Source organism: Paenibacillus sp. EB106-04-04-XG159, assembly GCF_058791835.1.
On record NZ_JBYTDY010000003.1, the window covers coordinates 256,179 to 274,981 of the forward strand.

Sequence of the window (18,803 nt, forward strand, 5' to 3'; positions counted from 1 at the left end):
CTACTGGCGATTACTCCATTTATCAACAAATCATGTATGATTATCAAAAATAAATAACAAAAAAACGACTGTATCCCATTATTCATGAAAACACAGCCGTGCATTATATTAGATGGTCGGGACGACACGATTTGAACATGCGACCCCCTGGTCCCAAACCAGGTGCTCTACCAAGCTGAGCTACGTCCCGTTCTTACAATTATCTTACTGAGATAACATAGATGAATATATCACAAGATATTCAGAGCTGCAATACATTTCATGATGATGAGCTTCACCGTTAAACCAATCCATTCTCAAAGGCATATCGCGTAAGCTGTACACGGTTGTCTAGATGTAGCTTCTGCAATATATTTTTGAGATGATTCTTAACGGTATGCTCGGATAACTGCAGGCGCTGCGCAATCTCTCGATTAGATTCGCCAGTTGCGACCCGCTCTAGTATTTCCTGCTCACGAGCGGTAAGCGGCGTCGTATGCTCGGAGCGCGAAGCAGGCTTCATCGTAAATTCCTGCAGCAGACGCAGCGCCAGCTCCTTCGACATCGGCGCTTCATCAATGGCTACAGCACGCAAGTACTCGTGCCAAGCTGAGGGCTGCAGGTTCTTGATCAGGTAGCCTTGTGCGCCAACCTTCAACGCTTCGAACAGATTCGTAATATCATCTGAAACGGTTACCATCACGATCTTCACCGACGGATACAGTTCTTTAATCCTGCGTGTCGCCTCCAATCCGCCCATAAGCGGCATCGAGATATCCATTAGGAGCAGATCAGGCATGAGCTGTCCCGTCATCGCAACAGCCTCTTCACCATTAACTGCTTCTCCTACTAATTGAAAAGCATCATCTATCGCTAATATATCAGCCATTCCTTCACGCGCATGCGCATTGTCATCCGCAATCAAGATTCGAAATCGTCTCATGAGGCATTTCTCCTTTGCAGATCTGAACAACGGTTTCCTGCTCTTGTCGTGTGATCACTATGCTCCAGCCCATATGCCGCACGCGATCACGCATCATTTTCAGACCGAACTTTCCTTTTATACTGAACGGATCATCCGCGAATCCTACTCCATTGTCCCGTATTTCGCATAAGAAGCCCCCCTCCGTACGCTGTGCATACAGCTTGACCTCTGTAGCCTGAGCATGCTTGCGAATATTCGTGAGGGCCTCGCGTATACATGAGAACAATGTAATCTTCTCTTTCATCATTAACCATTCATCGTCAAGCTGCCAGATCACTTCGGGCTCCCATTCTGCTTCCTGCTTAATGTCAGCTACCATCTGATGCAGCGCACTGGCCCAAGAGAAGCTCGCTTCATCCGGATGATGATGGAGACTGGTTATCGCTTGTCTAACGTCATCATGTACATGGCGCACCGTTTGGCGGAGCCTTTCCAGCTGCTGCGCGTAGTCATCGCCAGATGAAGCCTCCAACCGGTCGATCTTGACCGACAGTAAAAACAGAGACTGTGCGATGCCATCATGCAGCTCCTGAGCCAGACGCTCTCGTTCCTCCAGCGCAGCTTTATCGCGCTGCTCGCGTCCCAACTTCCGCTGCACCTCATCCAGCAGCGCGAATAGCTTCTTATGCATGATCAACGAGACAACGAACACGATCACTGGGGCAAGAAGATTCCCCATGTCCATCGATATATACGGAAGCAAAAAAGCATGCCGTATGTATTCCCATAGCCCGATTGTAATAGTAGGTGTCCATAGAATTAGCCGCTTGATATTCCGATCGCTCATGTCAATTCACCGTCTACTCTCCCTATATATGTAACTAACATGAAACTTTCATCAGCCATATATTTCAATAATAAACAATAGAGAGCTTTATTCCAATATCATCCTGAAAATATAATCCGTAAAAACAGCCTTTCCCCAGTTGGAGAAAGGCTGTTTAAATATTGATATTTATTTCTGCTTCTTAACCGCGAAGCTAACCTCAGGTGTCATGAACTTATCGTAGAACTCGGTAAATTTATCGCGATCAGGCGATGCGAGCAGCGCCATAGCAGTACGAGGATGCTCATCAAGCGTGCCTGTGATCAGGTAAGGGATCAAGTAGCCCCATTCCCACTTCTCACGCATCGGAATCATATGCTTCTCTAAGAAGCCCAATACCGCGCGCAAAGAGAATTTGCTGTTCTTCAGATGCGTCAGCAGCGCTTCAGTCGGACAGTTGCCTGCGCCGCGGCCCATACCGTATACAGATGCATCCAGAAGCTCAACGCCTCTCTCAGCAGCAATCAGTGTATTGGAGAAAGCAAGCTGCATATTGTTATGGGTATGTACACCCAGACGCTTGTTAGGAAGATGCTCTTGGAACTTGCTAACTAAGAACATAAAGTCATTGTGATCCAGACTGCCGTAAGAATCTACGATATATACGATATCTACCGGGCTTTCCTTAATCATCTGGAAAGCTTCGCTTAGATCGTTTTCCATAACGTTCGACAGAGCCATAATGTTCAGCGTCGTTTCGTAACCGCGGTCATGGAACATCTGAATCAGATTCAGCGCCTTATCCACATCTTTAATGTAACAAGCTACTCGAATCAAGTCGAGCATGCTCTCACTGCGAGGCAGGACATCATTCTCATCCACGCGACCGATATCAACTAGCGCGGACAGCTTGGTTGTACCCTTCTGCGGAATGACCTTACGCAAGAAATCATCGTCCAAAAATCGCCATGGACCTGCTCCTTCCGAACCTGGCAGCAACTTCGGCGAGTTCTTGTAACCGACTTCCATGTAGTCGACGCCCGCTTCATTTAAAGCTGCATACAGATCTTGTACAAATTCAACACTAAAATCCCAGTTGTTTACTAGCCCGCCATCGCGAATCGTACAGTCGACAATTTTGCAGTGATTCGTTTTCATTCCGCTCTCTCCCTCTACATAATTTTTCTCTCCATTCTACTGGATAAAGATGCATAAAGCAAAGTAAAGATGTTAAAATTTCGTGGAAATTGGCAACTGGTTAATTATTCTAACATTTTCCCTCACCGTATGTGATTTATGTCACTAACTTATTATTCTCTTTGACTGTAGCATTAATAGTTGTATAATTGATAAAGATTATCATTATGAATTGAGGGATTCGTCGTGAACGATACATCGGCACAGTCATGCCCACTACAATCATTATGCTGTTTACTACCAGGTCAGGACGCATGCATCACTGATCTATCTAAGACACATAAAGCAGTTTGTCACCGTCTCCTCGATCTAGGAGTTACAGAAGGAACGCGTGTGCAGCTGAAACGCTCAAGCCTCTTTGGCGGACCCTTGATGCTCGAAGCAAACGGTCAACTATTCGGTCTTCGCCGGCGTGAAGCATTGCGTATCGGGGTGGTAATCGGATGACAACTTGGGACACCGCCCTGTTAGGTAATCCTAACACAGGCAAGACCTCTCTATTTAATGCGCTAACGAAGTCATATGAATATGTAGGCAACTGGACAGGCGTTACTGTGGAAAAAAAAGTCGGATTGCTCCGCAATCAGGCTTCCTCATTAGTAGACCTGCCAGGTATTTATTCACTGCAGCCAGTGTCGAAAGACGAGAGCATCGCAGTTCATTATCTGATGAGCGAGAGGCCTGACGCCATTCTCAATGTCATCGACGCTTCTCAATTAGAGCGTAATCTGTACCTAACGGTTCAGTTACTTGAATACGGAGCGCCAATGTTGATCGCTCTGAATATGAATGATGTGGCTGAAGGCCGCGGTATTCATGTTGATGTGGACAAGCTCTCTGCCGCACTCGGAGTTCCTGCTTGGCGAGTAAATGCACGTCGAAACCAAGGCATTAAGGAATTGCTGCTGAATATGGAACCGCAAGCGATTCATCAGCAGCCGCGAACTGAAATATCCTTGGATTATGGCCCAATAACAGAGGCGGCCATCGCGTCTCTTATCGAGCTGCTGCCGCAATCTGGGGACATTCCCGCGAGGTGGGTCGCGCTTCAATACTTAGAGAGCAATGATCCCGTTCAGCAATGGGCTCATCAAGCTAGCAGCGATGCTGAAGCGATGCGGCTCATCTATAAGGAAACGGAAGCGAAGCTTCAGGCGGAAGGGAGCGCGCTGCATCTGCCGCAGCATATACGCTCGGTTCGCATGACATTTATCAAGCATGCAGTACAATTATGCAGTACAACCCGCGAGCATTCTGGCGTTACATTCACTGACCGAGTTGACAGTATCGTAACGAACCGATGGTTAGGCATTCCGATCTTTATCTTAGTTATGTTTATTATGTTCAAGGTTACATTTGAATGGATCGGAACGCCTCTCTCTGATCTGCTGGACGGCTTTATCGGAGGAACCTTAACTGAATGGGTGTCCGCAGGTCTAGACAGCATTGGAGCTTCGCCATTTACACACGCGCTGCTGGAAGACGGCATCATTGCTGGCGTCGGTGGAGTACTCGTATTCGTACCGCAGATTCTAGCCTTATTCTTATTCATTTCATTTATAGAGGATTCAGGTTACATGGCTCGCGTCACTATTGTAATGGATCGCCTGATGGAAATGGTCGGCCTGAACGGCAAGGCATTCATTCCGTTCATTATCGGTTTCGGGTGCAATGTCCCGGGAATTATGGCCGCACGTACGATGGAACAGCCGAAGGAACGACTTATTACGACCTTGCTTGTTCCCTTCATGTCCTGTTCTGCCAGGTTGCCGGTATACGCATTATTCGCAGGTGTCTTCTTCAAAGGCAATGAAGCCATAATTGTTCTTTCGCTTTATTTGCTCGGCGTAATACTCACCATGCTGCTGGCAAAGCTGTTCTCATCCCGCATGCTGAAGGATGAAGAGAGCGTGTTCGTAGTCGAACTGCCTCCATACCGATTCCCTCAATGGCAAACCATGCTCCTGAGCACATGGGAAAAAGGGAAAGGCTTTGTACGTAAAGCTGGAACGTTCATTTTGGGCGGATCCGTGCTCATCTGGCTGCTGTCATACGCAGGACCAGGCGGATTGAATGTAGAGATGGACGATAGCTTCCTGGCTATGATCGGCGGATTATTCGCGCCTCTGTTAGCTCCGCTGGGATTCGGCACATGGCAAGCTGGAGCTGCGCTCGTGACCGGCTTTATGGCCAAAGAAGTTGTCGTTTCAACGATGAACATTATCTACCATGCTCCAGACACGGCGATGCTGCAAGCTCAGATCGCACAAGCATTCACGCCATTATCAGCATATGCCTTTTGCGTGTTCGTGCTGCTGTATATTCCATGCTTGGCGACCGTTGGAATTATTCGTCGGGAGACAGCGTCGTGGAAATGGACCTTCTTCTCGATGGGGTACGCACTTATTACCGCGTATATAATTGCGCTTATCGTTTATTGGGGCGGCAAGCTGTTAGGCTTTGCTTAATGAGAGCAAACGGAAAGGAAGTGTTACGCGATGCCATGGATAGAAATTATTCTAGTCGGCGGTATCTTCGCTTATGCCATATGGGCAATTACACGCCAGGTTCGCAGAAGCAAGCAAGGAGCATGCGCATCCTGCTCCCTGAATAAGAGCTGCTCAAGCGGCTGCGGAACGAAAGAATATTCTCATACGAAATCAGCAATTGCTAACAAACAACCTGACATCAAATAACCATTTATTTACATCTATTATTCATTAAATATCCAATCTTATGGATGAGACTATTTCATGCCTGATTGAATTCCTAAACAGGAATATCAATCAGGCATTTCTGTATGGTCATGCATTCTCGCCGGCTATTCGCCGTTCTCTGATCTCAGCAATCGTCTGTAGAAACTTCCGCTCCGCCTCACCCATATAAGCGTCTGTGCGGCGAATATATACCACACTTACGGCTTGATACGGCTTAGGTATCGGGAACAGCCGTACGGCCCCTTCACGCTCCAGCTTATCGACTGCAGCCCGCGGAACAAGCGTGATGCCAAGCCCTGCCACAACAGTACCGAGTATCGTCTCAAGCGTACCGAATTCCATCAACTTATGAGGGGAAATACGTTCGGCTTGCATCCACTGCTTCAGCTTGGCTCGATATCCGCACCCCTTAGGAAATACGAGCAGCGGCAGATGAAGCAGCTCCTCTCCTGAACTTACCCGCAGCGATTCCTCTCGATTCGTCCCACATACAAGCACCAATTCTTCATCGAATACAGGAACTTGGTCAATCTGCGGCGTATCGACAGGACCTGTTACAAACGCTCCGTCCAGCTTCCAACCCAATACATCCTCCGTCAGCTTCTCAGTTACACCTGTTAAGAGTGATAGGTCAACCTTGGTGTTGCGGCGGTGATACAGCGATAGAATATCAGGCAAATCAACGACTGTTTCTACCGAACCAATTAGGAGTTGACCTGCGGGATCATTCTCGTCCTGAAACGCCTTGCGCATCTCGTTCATAAGCTTCATCATCTGATCCCCGTACATCATGAGCTTGCGCCCTTCCGCATTCAACGTCATTCCGCGACGATGACGATGAAACAAGGGATGACCGATCTCTTGCTCTAGTGACCGAATGCGCGCGGTCACATTGGATTGCACGTAGCCTAACTCTTCAGCAGCACGGCTCACACTGCCGTGCTCCACTACAGACATGAATATGTGAATATCACTGAAATCCATACCCTATCCCCAATTCTGTTACCCTAGTTTAGATATCATTTTAATTGATATCTTAAATCACTTACAATTATTTTACAAGATATCAGGAAAGGGATATGATGATCACTGTCAACTGACAATGAATAGCCGCTGTTCGTGCATCGATGCCCTGATCAAACATCCGGTTCACGTTCCGAACTAGTCATCAGAGAGAGATCATCATAGGAGTGAATAAGGTTGAGGAAATCGAATTTATGGCTGGGAGCACTGCTATGCTTCTTCGCCGCAGCGGCATGGGGTGCAATGTTTCCAGTTGCAGAAAACGCATTGAAGCATATTGATCCTTTTTGGTTCAGCTCACTGCGTTACGGTACTGTTGCAGTGCTGTTATGCATCATACTGCTAGTCAAGGAAGGACGTCGTGCTTTTCGATTTGAGGGCAGAGGCTTTAGGTTATGGATCTTCGGAACTTTCGCTTTCACTGTTTATAATTTCTTCGTGTTCTGGGGTCAACAGCAAATGGGCAAATCAGGCGTTCTGCTAGCTTCCATCATGGAATCTTTCATGCCGATGCTTGTCATCCTGCTCATGTGGGTCATCACTAGAAAGCCACCTAAACTTGCTGCACTCACTTGTGTAATTATTGCGTTCATTGGCGTAATATTCGTTGTGACAAAAGGGGATTTAAGCTTGTTCACGAGCAGCCAATTCGAAGCGATCCCGCTCCTGTCTGTGTTCATTGGAGTAGTCGGCTGGGTGTTCTATTCTGTAGGAAGTGGACAGTTTAGAGGCTGGTCTACGCTTCGCTACTCAACTCTTACTTGTATGTTGGGGTCCGCAACATCTGTAATCATTACTGGGGTTATGACGATAAGCGGGAATTTATCCGCTCCGACTATGACGCAGTTGCAGCCTATTATCCCGCATATGCTATTTATGATCGTAATCGCTGGATTAGCAGCGCTTCTCGCTTGGATGAAAGGCATGGAGCTGCTCTCGCCTGAAAATGGAATGCTGTTTATCAACTTTGTGCCTGCAACGACATTTTTCATCTCCGTTGTGCAAGGCTATCAAGTATCCGCAGCCGAGTGGTTCGGCACTGCACTCATTCTCATTGCCGTCGTAGCTAACAATATGCTAAACCGTCGTACAGCGCAAGCCTCTGCTCGCGTTCAGACAGCTGTAAAAGCAGCTCCCGCGACAAGCACCGTTCAATAATACAACTTTAAATAAATTGGCTCAGGCAGCGTTCAGACTGACTGAGCTTTTCATTTTTCACTCCTTCGCTATATTCACCTCTCAACTCCGTCTCACTGCTCTCCCCTTCGCTCAGAACTCGGTATGCTTCAACACACGATTAGCCGCAACTAACAATCGTCGTTATAAGAATATATGCAATGCATTTTTCATTTACTGATTGATTGCAGAACATATGTTTGGTATAATTTTCTTGTAATCTAGAACAAACATTCGCATGTGTGGGAGGATTAGTCATGGAACATAGTGGTTCATGGGCTACACTCGAGGAACTATCGCATCATTTTTCCGATGAACATACTTGCGTCTCCTATCTATATAAGATAAAGTGGCCGCACGAATTCAGATGTCCCAGATGCCACTATTCGCACGCCTATGTCATCAGCACACGGCGACTTCCACTGTATGAGTGCAGTGCCTGCCAGCATCAAACATCTCTCACAGCAGACACTATTATGGAGAATAGTCGAACTTCATTAGTAAAATGGATAACAACCATCTGGTTAGTATCACAGCATCATATGACCATCAATGCAGTCCAGCTTAGCTCCATCATTCAAGTTACATATAAGACCGCTTGGTCTATGCTCCATAAAGTTAGAGCTGTTATTAGCGCGATTGATTCAGATTCTCCATTGGAGGGAACCATTCAAGGCGTCGTTGAATACCATGCTAAGCCTCCGCCAAGGGCAGTATATGAGCTCAGCTCACGTGAAATCCCACTTATCGTCGCTGCATCCGTCTCGTTCGGCCAAGAGATCATCAACCTCAAGATCAAGAAAGTTGATCGGCAGCTGCTCATCAGCAAGTCTCTGCACCCTGCAGCATGCAGCCAATTCATTGAGCATCACACCTGTGCAAATGTTGCGGATATAACAATTATTAAACAGCCTTTCAGAACGATTCAATTTGCTTACTTGAAGAAGCAATTTCAACGTGCCCGCAGATGGATGATTGATACGTTTCACGGTATCGGATCAACCTATTTGCAGCGCTATTTAGATGAATTCTGTTTTCGATCCAATGCGAGTTCTGAACATTTTTCGGCGTGGGATCTCTTAATGAGCTTGTCATTATCTACTCGCTATGGCTCCATTTCCAAGCAAAATCTAATTTCCACTATTAAGCTTGCCGCATAACTTATTAAACCACATCTAATCGATTGATATTTTTCGAGCTGTCCATTTCTTAATTAAACCATCATTTTTTATAAGTAAAATTTTCAAGAATACGCTGCGAATTGCACCTGAGCCCTGGGGATAATGCATAATAGTCTCCAAGACAGGCATACATTGCATCCCCGCGGTGGTACAACTATTCCTTCTACCTACATAGCAGCACGGCTATTCCGAATCCCACTCCCGTCTCGCATCCCAGACTCACCAGCCTGTCCTGAGCCAATGGGAGAATAGGCAGATACTCTCTGAGACATATATTGAAGGTTCAGCTGCAATAAAAAAGAGGCCCGCTCCCATAATGTCATATCCCTGACACGGGGAACGTTCCTCTTCTATGTTTCTAATCTATACTATGCTATGACGACATAACTGCTTCTGCAATCGTACGTACCATTACACCCGTCGCACCCTTCGGATCAACACCGCGAGGCTTGCTCAAAAATGCTGTACCCGCGATATCCAGGTGAACCCAAGGCAATTCATCCGCAAACGTGCCGACAAACAGTCCCGCCGTAATCATACCGCCTCCACGACCGCAGCTGTTGCGCACATCTGCAACGTCACTTTTCAGCAGTTCCCAATATTCTGGATGCGAAGGCATCTGCCACAGGTATTCACCTGTGCGTTTTGATGCTGCAATAAGTTCCGCCATCAACTCATCATTATTCGTTAATGCCGCAGTCGTTACATCGGCGAAGGCGACAACTGCCGCACCCGTCAACGTTGCCACATCGATCAGCTTAGCAGCGCCCTGCTCCTTCGCATATGTCATTCCGTCAGCCAGCACCAAACGGCCCTCAGCATCAGTATTCAATACTTCCATCGTACGACCGCTGTAAGTTGTCAGTACATCTCCTGGCTTCATGGCAGATGCAGAAGGCATATTTTCCGCCGAAGGTACGACACAGACAACGTTTGCTTGCGGACGAATCTGACCAATAACAGCCATGGCTCCAAGCACAGTCGCCGCGCCGCCCATATCACAGATCATTTCATCCATGCCTGCCGCTGTCTTCAACGAGATACCGCCAGTGTCAAACGTTATTCCTTTGCCGACAAGACCAAGCACATTGTCCCACTGCTCTCTGCCTTGGTACTTAAGAACGATCATGCGAGGCGGGTTGGCACTGCCCTTGCCTACTCCAAGCAAGCCGCCCATCCCTTTCGCTTCAATCTCCTTTTCATCAAGAACATGAGCTTCGAAGCCATATGTTTCAGCCAAAGACATGGCATAGTCCGCTAAGGTACTAGGAACTAATACGTTACCAGGCAGATTCGTCAGATCACGAGCAATTGTTGTGCCGATCGCGAATGCTTGGCCACTCTCAACGCCTTTCTGCCAGACTGCTACATCCAGTCCCTCTCCTATTAGTGCAAGAGACTCTACTGCATGAACTGGATCGGCATCTTTCTTATATGTAACTCGCTGATAGGCTCCCAGCATAAAGCCTTCTACCATCGCATGCGATAACGATTGAACCTCTTTGTCGTCTGTAACGCCATTAAGTTCATTTGGAATTAATGCTGCTACTCGCTTCACTTCAAGCTTAATAGCTTTCTTAGCCGCATTCGCCATTATCACACGAAGATCGTTCGCTGTAAGCTGACCTTCCTTCCGTCCAACGGCGATAACATACTTCACATTCCCTTCACGAACAGGTACAACATGGATGCTGTTCGCACCTGCTTCATATAAACCTGTATGTACGGCATCCTCAATGGATGTGCCGCTTGGTACAGCATAGACGCCCTGTTCCCATTCAGACTTGGAAGCTATAACGACAAGCGCTTCTGCCTCTGCTTGCAAAGCGCTTTGAGCGGATGCTTGTACTGTCAACTCACGAAGCCATTGTGTATTGGTCAGATTCATGGTCACTCATCCTTCTATGATTAGAATAAAATAACTATCGCTGATTATACCACACTCGCGAGAGCTATCGGCAACCGGATTACGAATTCTGTCCACTCACCTTGCTTGGAATTCACTTCTATTGTGCCACCGTGATTGCGAATGATCTGGTAGCTGACGGATAATCCCAAGCCAGTACCATCATCCTTCGTCGTAAAAAATGGATCAAATAAACGTTCCAATGTTCGATCATCCATGCCTTTACCGTTATCCCGAATTGTTACGGTTGCATACTTACCTTCAAGCTTCGCACTAATGTTAATCAGTCCCGCTCTCGTGCTGCATATTTCCACAAGGGCGTCGATCGCATTGCGAATCATATTTAGAAAGACCTGCTTAATCTGTTTAACATCAATGGATACAAGAATGGGGCTGTCTGAAGCTTGCTCTTCCAGCGAAATATCGCACCCTTTCATAAGCGCTTCGCTCTCTGTAAGCATGATAACTTCTCGAATCAGCGAGGTAATAGGTACTACTGAAGTAAATGGCGCGGTTGGTTTAGAAGAATTAAGAAACTCATAAATAATATCATTAGCTCGATCAATCTCAGCTAAGATGATGCGGGCATATTCATCCTTACCAAGCTGCATGAGATGAGGTCTAAGCAGTTGGATAAATCCGCGTATTGAAGTTAGTGGGTTGCGGATCTCATGCGCAATAGCAGCAGCAATCTTGCCGAGTATCGCAAGCTTGTCATTCTGTACTGCAGTATGTTCAATTCTCTTGAAATCTGATACATCCTTGATGCTGTAAAGATAATTGCCATCCATCTGATCTCCATAAGTAAAGGTTACAACATATGTATGACCCTGCTTATCGGTAACTTCATGGTACCGTTTCCGCAGCACAATAGTCTCACGATAGATTCGCAGTATTAATTTGCGCTTATCACGATCAAGTAAAGGATGTCGCAGCAGATCCAATAAGGTGCAGCCAACCAATTCTTTGCGAGCTATTTGAAGAAGCTTGGCTGTCTCCACATTAATAAAGGACAACAATCCTTCCTCATTAAACAGTACAATTGCGCTGTCCATTTGTTGCAGTACATTTTCATAGTTATTGCGTGGATCTTGTCTTAATAAGATACTATTAGCTGACTGCAGTAAAGGCTCACGAAATGAATGAAGTGCCAGTTCTTCCCCCTCCTTACTGTCTTGTTCCGCTGCAATCACGGACAAGCTTTCCATTAAATAAGCGAGTGAACGATGAAACATAATCATCGCCTCGTTTATTTCAACGTGTGATATCATCATATACATCGTTTCTTCATGGAGACACATTATGTCGTAAGGTTGTTGTTGAATGACGCACTTGGCATTGTGCTTGGCTTGTGCTAGATCATCAGCATGTCCAGTTAACATAAACTTTCGAAGATGACGAATATAGCTTTGTTTCCATTCTAGTTGCAATTTTCGATGACTGGCGATAAGACCGTTCAAAATTTATCACCCCATTGCAGTATCAGCCTGCAATTTACATTCGTTTGTGAATTAAGATTATAGTCACAAATATGTCAAATACATTAATTGGTAGTTACTATCATAAAAATTATGCCTCACTAAATCAAGATAATTTATTGTCGAATAACCGCAAAAAAAGAGGAAAACGCTAAAAGTAATCTAAAATTAATCACGCTCGAGCATATACATTCATTTTTGTTTCATGATCTGAGCTTTTCTTCTACTCATTAACGCTAAGCGGCGTTTGAGCTGCATCTCCCATTGCGAATCTCCCCACTGCTTTGCCAAAGCAAGCAGATCGAGGGCAGAATCAATTTGGCTGCGTACAAGGTCCAATGGATCCTCATTTTCATGGTTTATGCAATTCTCCAGCAACCGACTATCGTCCTGTGTCACATATTCCTTAAAGTCGACCTCCTCTACTCCATCGATTTGCGCGTACTCCGCTAATATTGCATACTCATTCTCTACAAGATAATGTACTTCCATTCGTTGACAGACCGGACACAGCAACAGGGGAACATTAAGAATCCTTGTCCGATAGTGTTGTAAACTGCCTTGCGTGCCAATCATACTTGCTCCACAGCAAAAGCTCATGTTCTCCCTCCTTAATCATAGATGGTATCGTTTGTACTATCACTAATCTCAATAACGCCGTCTTGAGGTTCATGTGTTGAAGCATATTCGATTATGGCATGACCGATTCCTTTATTTTATATGAAATGGAGACTAAAGTCTTAATCAGCTCTTTTTTATTATGTACTTTTTATCATATATTATCAAATAGAGTCATAGACATAAAACCCGATAGCAAAGGATATGATGATAGGGAAGATACTTTCGATCAATAGTTTTATAGAAAAGCCAATCATTTCGCAGGAAGGAGATCCCTATGATTCGGCAATCAACATACTCAGCGGCATGGCCGTATCGTTATAATCAATCCTTTATTCATATAATGGTACAAACACCATACACACTCTTCGCGTACTGGGAACTGCATGAAAGACGCAAGCGACTGATCGCCGAGCATTATCGCTCCCATTGGAATGACTTGACGAAACAAGTTAGATTGCTTCAATATGGTCATGCACACGAACGCGCCTTGCCTGTTCAATACTCCGATGCAACGATAGACGAGCAGGGGTCATGGTACTTCCGCGACGTTAATCCGAACGCGTCCTATCGGGTTGAATACGGAATCCTGAATCCTGATCATCAGTTCATATCCCTGCTTCAAAATAATCTCGAATCCCATACCTCCATCACTGCCTTATCCCATTTCACCGATGAGTTGAGCGCATCTTATTCGCCCTTTGAACAATTCTCTGCCTATACGCTGTATTCTGTTGTGAATCCGCTTCTTCATCTACCTAATCAAAAGGAGTCGAAACATGACAACACCATTTGACGATAAGCCGTTTCCTGTTAGAAGGGGATATGCTTCATTAATATTGCACGCTCACTTGCCTTATGTCAGGCATATAGATGAAGCAGGAAAATTAGAAGAACGCTGGTTCTTTGAAGCGATGACCGAAACTTACATCCCTCTGATAGACATGTTCGAACGGCTAAGACGAGATGGAATACCGTATCGTATAACTATGTCACTGTCACCTACCTTACTGGCATTGATGAAGGATTCACTGCTGCAGGAGCGATATGAACAGCATCTGTTAAGTATCATCCATCTAGCAACCCTTGAAGCAGAACGTCTGAATGATTGTCCCGAGCAGGAGCAGATTGCAGCAATGTATAGAGATCGTTGGCAACAGTGGCTTCGTCATTATCGAAATTGGGATCGTAATATTATTGGACAGTTTCGTCATTATCATGAATTAGGTTTTCTTGAACTTATGACCTGTGCTGCGACTCATGCTTATTTGCCCTTCATATGCAATGATAAGCTTGTTGAGGCACAAATCGAGATTGGCGTTCAAGAGCATGAACGGCATTTTGGTGTGCGGCCGCGTGGGATCTGGCTGCCAGAGTGCGGATATACACCGCAATTGACCCCCTTACTGCGCAAGAGCGGGCTCAGCTACTTTATAGTTGATACGAATGGCATCACAGATGCTGATCCCGCTCCGCAGGCAAACACACTTCGTCCTATACTCGTAGACGAACGCACCTATGCCTTCGGCCGTGATCTTGAATCATCCCAGCAGGTGTGGGATGCATCCTGCGGCTATCCTGGCCATCCCGATTATCGCGAGTATTACCGCGATATCGGATACGATCTCGGCTGGCATGACGAAGCCGAGTGGAACTACATAAAGCCGTATATGCTGCGCGGCGGAACGCGGGTAAATACGGGCTTGAAGTATTACCGCGTAACTGGCCCGACGGATCATAAAGCATGGTATCACGAAGACAGGGCGCGGTTACGCGCGCGCGAGCATGCAAGGCATTTCTTGAACAGCAGACTGAGTCAAATGGACACCTATTGGGAACAGCACCCCGATTGCGAGCAGCCGCCATTGATCGTGTCCCCCTATGACGCGGAACTGTTTGGACATTGGTGGTTCGAAGGGCCGCTCTGGATTGAAATGCTGTTCCGCGAGCTTCACGCTGAGCAGCAGGCTTGGGGCGATCGCCTTCAGTACATAACGCCGTCGGATTATATCGATCGGTTCCCAGATGCGGAAAGAGCCCTTCTGCCAGCAAGCAGTTGGGGACGAGGTGGATATTCTGAAGTGTGGCTTACGCAGGGCAACGATTGGATCTATAAGCATCTTCATCAGGCTGAGAATCGGTTACTATATACGCTGAACGAAGCGGCTCCTCTCAAGTGGGGATTCACGGAAGTGCATGCTCGTATCTGCAATCAGGCGGTTCGCGAGCTTATGCTAGCGGAGAGCAGCGATTGGGCGTTTATCATGGAAGCCGATACTTTTCCTAGTTATGCTATGGAACGCACCAAAGATCATATCATGCGCTGCCATACCCTGCTCGACATGCTGGAGCAGCGAGTCTACGACGAAGAGCAGCTTACCCGCATGGAAGCAGAATACCGATGCTTCCCTAATATGGACTATCGACTCCTGCTATCAGGGGAATCGACCTCAAGTTCTAGCGGTTCTAAGCCCGCAGCGGCGATTAAACGAGTGCTGATGCTGGCATGGGAATATCCGCCGCTCGTGATTGGCGGACTTTCACGCGCCGTTTACGAGCTGTCTCGCCATCTCATAGCTAAGCAGTGCGAAGTTCACGTCATGACAAGAGATGTCCCCGGCAGTCCCCCTTATGAAGTCATGAACGGGGTTCATGTGTACCGTGTTCCAGTTCCGAAGTCGGAGACCCCCATCGGCTTCATGGATTGGGTATTGCAGATGAATATCGCCATGCTCGATGGTGTTGAGACACTTATAGACGATAACGGCGTACAGTTCGACTTCGTACATGCCCATGATTGGCTCGTGTATATTGCCGCGAAGGAATTGAAGCATACCTATAATCTGCCGATCATTACAACAATTCACGCGACAGAGCATGGCCGCAATCTAGGAGAGATTCATACCGATCTGCAACGTCGTATTCACGATACGGAGCACGAGCTTGTTCGCGAATCCGAGCATATCATCGTCTGCAGTCATGCTATGGTGCGAGAAGTGAATCAGCTCTTCGACGTACCTCTGTCGCGAGTGACGATGATACCGAATGGAGTAGAATGCACTGAATATGCTCCGAGACCGCTGAATCCATACTCACCAGCAGCAAGCGATACACATCCGCTTAATCTGACGAGAGCCGCAGCTGACGGACCCACACTTTTTTGTATCGGCAGGCTGGTCTATGAAAAGGGCATCCACGTCTTGCTTCATGCTCTTCCCCTTATTAGACAGAACGTGCAGCATACCCGTCTCATTATAGCTGGCGCGGGGCCGATGGCATCACAATTGAAGGACATCATTCATGAATTACAGCTTGACGACTGCGTTCATCTCATCGGCTTCATCAACGATGACATTCGGGATATGCTGTTCCAGATCGCGGATGTTTGCGTGTTCCCAAGCTTGTATGAACCGTTTGGCATCGTAGCCTTGGAGGCAATGGGAGCAGGCATTCCTGTCGTCGTATCAGACACTGGCGGTCTTGCCGAAATCATCGAGCACGATCGCGATGGCTATAAGACGCCCCCCGGCGATGTCGAGTCACTTGCACGGCACACAGTGGAGCTGCTGCGCGACCGCGACAAGGCACAGCGCTTCTCACTGGCGGCAGCAGGCAAGGTTCGTTCCAAGTACGATTGGAACACGATTGCCGTATCAACGCGCAACGTATACGAAGGTGTGATCGCTCGATGAATAGACATAACAGAAGCCCCGCTAGGATATCGTATCCTAAGCGGGGCTTCTGCTGTTGTTGACTCGAGCTTATAGAGCTCTATATTTAGTGATTACACACAGTGAATTCGTTTAATCTTACAGGTTCTTGTCGCCTGGTTTCCAGTTGATTGGGCACAATCCGCCGGATTGCAAAGCTTGAAGCACGCGAAGTGTTTCATCAACACTGCGGCCAACGTTGTTGTGGTTAACAACTTGGTACTTCAATTCGCCTTCTGGATCGATGATGAACAAGCCGCGAAGCGCAATACCTTCTTCTTCGATCAAGACGCCGTATTCACGAGCAACGTTCTTCGTGATATCGGAAGCGATCGGGAAGTTCAATTTGCCAAGGCCGCCATCTTCTTTAGCTGTGTTGATCCATGCTTTATGGCTGTGTACGGAGTCAACGGAGACACCCAGTACTTCTGTGTTCAGCTTGCTGAACTCATCCATTGCTACGCTCAAAGCTGTGATTTCAGTTGGACAAACAAATGTAAAGTCGAGTGGATAGAAGAACAGTACCAACCATTTACCGCGATAATCGGACAATTGTGCTGCGCCGAATCCTTGTCCATCACCTGTTGCTGTTTCCATGTTAAAATCTGGAGCTTGTCTTCCTACTAAACGTTCTGCCATTTTAAAAATCCTCCTTATATATGTGTGTATTCATTCTCGCTATTATGTGTCGAGTTGATCATGATCTTGACGAATCAACTCACATATAGAATGGTATCACTGCACAAAAATGATGTCAAGATTAAAGCAATTATTTATTTATATTTATTATAAATTGTGTCGAATTTGTTGCGAACGATTCTCAATTAGGGCGAAACATAACAATGGCCGATGTCCCCGTATCCCGACATCGGCCATTATAAAGCTTCATGTATTAAGCTGTAACTGCTTGCTTGCTAAGCGCCGCCACGATCAAATCGCCCATTGCGCTCGTGCCGACTGCTTTGGAGCGATCAACAGCGATGTCACTTGTGCGGTGACCCGCATCAAGCACTTCCTTCACCGCATTCTCAATGGCATCCGCCGCTTCCGCATAATCAAACGTCAAGCGATACATATGCGCTACTGATAGAATAGTTGCGATTGGATTCGCGATGCCTTGGCCCGCGATATCCGGCGCCGAGCCATGAACAGGCTCGTATAAACCGAAGCTTCCCTCTCCTAGAGATGCAGAAGCCAGCATCCCGATCGAGCCCGTCAGCATTGCCGCTTCATCGCTCAATATGTCACCAAACATATTTTCCGTAACAATAACGTCAAAGCTGGATGGGCGACGCAGCAATTGCATCGCGCAATTGTCCACGAGCACATGCTCTAGCTCTACATCCGGATAATCCGGTGCTACACGAATAACCGTTTCGCGCCAGAGGCGGGATGTTTCGAGCACATTCGCTTTATCCACCGAAGCAAGCTTCTTGCGGCGCTTCTGAGCGATCTCGAACGCTTGTCGGACGATGCGTTCAACCTCTTGCACGTTATACACGCAAGTGTCAACCGCTTCCTCGCCATGCGCTCCTTGACGGCGCAGCTTGTCTCCGAAGTAGATGCCGCCGGTCAGCTCACGCACGACGATAAGATCAGTGCCTTCCAGCACTTCCGGCTTCAATGTCGAAGCATCCTTCAGGCAATCGAACACGACAGCCGGTCGGATATTCGAGAATAAGCCAAGCGCCTTGCGAATGCCAAGCAGACCTGTTTCAGGGCGAAGCTCTTTCGGATTCGTATCCCACTTCGGACCGCCGACAGCTCCAAGCAGCACGGCATCAGCGCGTTGGCACATCTCAAGCGTATCCTGCGGAAGCGGCGTCCCCTTCTCATCGATCGCAATTCCGCCAAACAAGCCATGCTCAAATTCAAAGGACAAGCCGAACAGCTCTTCTGTTTTCTTCATCACTTTGATCGCTTCAGCAACCACTTCCGGACCGATCCCGTCACCTGCGATCACGGCAATCTTTTTAACCTCTGACATCTAAAGCCCTCCTCGCTCGATCTCTATTACTCCTGTTGTAACATACGAATACACGGTTTGACCAAGATATAAAATCTATG

General features: G+C 47.0%; 16 protein-coding genes and 1 tRNA gene. 7 read left to right on the forward strand and 10 right to left on the reverse strand.

Annotated features, from left to right (window positions below):
* Positions 1-113: 113 nt before the first annotated feature.
* The 4 genes from AC3WTP_RS05410 to AC3WTP_RS05425 all read right to left on the reverse strand — a co-directional run bounded on the left by AC3WTP_RS05410 (position 114) and on the right by AC3WTP_RS05425 (position 2,888).
* Positions 114-190, reverse strand: a tRNA-Pro gene (locus tag AC3WTP_RS05410).
* Between the two features lie 90 nt (positions 191-280).
* Positions 281-922, reverse strand: a complete 642-nt coding sequence (locus AC3WTP_RS05415; protein WP_492393564.1) for a response regulator — start codon at positions 920-922, stop codon at positions 281-283.
* On the reverse strand, positions 891-1,751 hold the full coding sequence (locus AC3WTP_RS05420) for a sensor histidine kinase (protein WP_492393565.1): 861 nt from the start codon (positions 1,749-1,751) through the stop codon (positions 891-893). The genes AC3WTP_RS05415 and AC3WTP_RS05420 overlap by 32 nt, the downstream gene beginning before the upstream one ends.
* Positions 1,752-1,919: 168 nt before the next feature.
* The gene (locus AC3WTP_RS05425) at positions 1,920-2,888 is read right to left on the reverse strand and encodes an aldolase catalytic domain-containing protein (protein WP_492393566.1); all 969 of its coding nucleotides are present in this window, start codon (positions 2,886-2,888) and stop codon (positions 1,920-1,922) included.
* A 225-nt stretch (positions 2,889-3,113) separates the two neighbouring features.
* Between AC3WTP_RS05425 and AC3WTP_RS05430 the strand changes: the two genes are divergently transcribed.
* Genes AC3WTP_RS05430 through AC3WTP_RS05440 form a run of 3 tightly spaced genes read left to right on the forward strand, consistent with a single transcriptional unit; the run spans position 3,114 to position 5,623 of the window.
* The gene (locus tag AC3WTP_RS05430) at positions 3,114-3,374 is read left to right on the forward strand and encodes a FeoA family protein (RefSeq protein ID WP_492393567.1); all 261 of its coding nucleotides are present in this window, start codon (positions 3,114-3,116) and stop codon (positions 3,372-3,374) included.
* Positions 3,371-5,395 (forward strand): ferrous iron transport protein B, encoded by a 2,025-nt coding sequence (gene feoB / locus AC3WTP_RS05435; RefSeq protein ID WP_492393568.1) that lies wholly within the window; start codon positions 3,371-3,373, stop codon positions 5,393-5,395. Before AC3WTP_RS05430 ends, feoB begins: the two co-directional genes overlap by 4 nt.
* Before the next feature lie 30 nt (positions 5,396-5,425).
* Positions 5,426-5,623, forward strand: a complete 198-nt coding sequence (locus AC3WTP_RS05440) for a FeoB-associated Cys-rich membrane protein (protein ID WP_492393569.1) — start codon at positions 5,426-5,428, stop codon at positions 5,621-5,623.
* A gap of 108 nt (positions 5,624-5,731) precedes the next feature.
* Here AC3WTP_RS05440 and AC3WTP_RS05445 read toward each other — a convergent pair whose 3' ends face one another.
* Positions 5,732-6,628, reverse strand: coding sequence for a LysR family transcriptional regulator (locus tag AC3WTP_RS05445; RefSeq protein WP_492393570.1), 897 nt, complete (start codon positions 6,626-6,628; stop codon positions 5,732-5,734).
* Between the two features lie 216 nt (positions 6,629-6,844).
* Here AC3WTP_RS05445 and AC3WTP_RS05450 point away from each other — a divergent pair, with 216 nt between their 5' ends.
* Both AC3WTP_RS05450 and AC3WTP_RS05455 read left to right on the forward strand, forming a co-directional pair.
* On the forward strand, positions 6,845-7,825 hold the full coding sequence (locus tag AC3WTP_RS05450) for a DMT family transporter (protein WP_492393571.1): 981 nt from the start codon (positions 6,845-6,847) through the stop codon (positions 7,823-7,825).
* A 275-nt stretch (positions 7,826-8,100) separates the two neighbouring features.
* On the forward strand, positions 8,101-9,003 hold the full coding sequence (locus tag AC3WTP_RS05455; RefSeq protein ID WP_492393572.1) for an IS1595 family transposase: 903 nt from the start codon (positions 8,101-8,103) through the stop codon (positions 9,001-9,003).
* A gap of 394 nt (positions 9,004-9,397) precedes the next feature.
* On the opposite strand, the gene AC3WTP_RS05460 is transcribed toward AC3WTP_RS05455, so the two are convergent.
* The 3 genes from AC3WTP_RS05460 to AC3WTP_RS05470 form a co-directional block, all read right to left on the reverse strand.
* Complete coding sequence (locus AC3WTP_RS05460; RefSeq protein ID WP_492393573.1) at positions 9,398-10,912, reverse strand: leucyl aminopeptidase; 1,515 nt, start codon at positions 10,910-10,912, stop codon at positions 9,398-9,400.
* Positions 10,913-10,956: 44 nt separating this feature from the next.
* Positions 10,957-12,165 carry a two-component system sensor histidine kinase NtrB gene (locus AC3WTP_RS05465; RefSeq protein WP_492393574.1) on the reverse strand — a complete coding sequence of 403 codons (1,209 nt, stop codon included), beginning with the start codon at positions 12,163-12,165 and terminating at the stop codon, positions 10,957-10,959.
* Positions 12,166-12,600: 435 nt separating this feature from the next.
* Positions 12,601-13,008 (reverse strand): hypothetical protein, encoded by a 408-nt coding sequence (locus AC3WTP_RS05470; RefSeq protein ID WP_492393575.1) that lies wholly within the window; start codon positions 13,006-13,008, stop codon positions 12,601-12,603.
* A gap of 295 nt (positions 13,009-13,303) precedes the next feature.
* Between AC3WTP_RS05470 and AC3WTP_RS05475 the strand changes: the two genes are divergently transcribed.
* Together AC3WTP_RS05475 and AC3WTP_RS05480 are read left to right on the forward strand one after the other, a co-directional pair.
* On the forward strand, positions 13,304-13,822 hold the full coding sequence (locus AC3WTP_RS05475; RefSeq protein ID WP_492393576.1) for a DUF4912 domain-containing protein: 519 nt from the start codon (positions 13,304-13,306) through the stop codon (positions 13,820-13,822).
* Positions 13,806-16,718 carry a 1,4-alpha-glucan branching protein domain-containing protein gene (locus tag AC3WTP_RS05480; RefSeq protein WP_492393577.1) on the forward strand — a complete coding sequence of 971 codons (2,913 nt, stop codon included), beginning with the start codon at positions 13,806-13,808 and terminating at the stop codon, positions 16,716-16,718. The genes AC3WTP_RS05475 and AC3WTP_RS05480 overlap by 17 nt, the downstream gene beginning before the upstream one ends.
* Before the next feature lie 117 nt (positions 16,719-16,835).
* Here AC3WTP_RS05480 and AC3WTP_RS05485 read toward each other — a convergent pair whose 3' ends face one another.
* Together AC3WTP_RS05485 and leuB are read right to left on the reverse strand one after the other, a co-directional pair.
* On the reverse strand, positions 16,836-17,375 hold the full coding sequence (locus tag AC3WTP_RS05485; protein ID WP_492393578.1) for a peroxiredoxin: 540 nt from the start codon (positions 17,373-17,375) through the stop codon (positions 16,836-16,838).
* A 253-nt stretch (positions 17,376-17,628) separates the two neighbouring features.
* On the reverse strand, positions 17,629-18,723 hold the full coding sequence (leuB, locus tag AC3WTP_RS05490) for a 3-isopropylmalate dehydrogenase (RefSeq protein WP_492393579.1): 1,095 nt from the start codon (positions 18,721-18,723) through the stop codon (positions 17,629-17,631).
* Between the last annotated feature and the right edge of the window lie 80 nt (positions 18,724-18,803).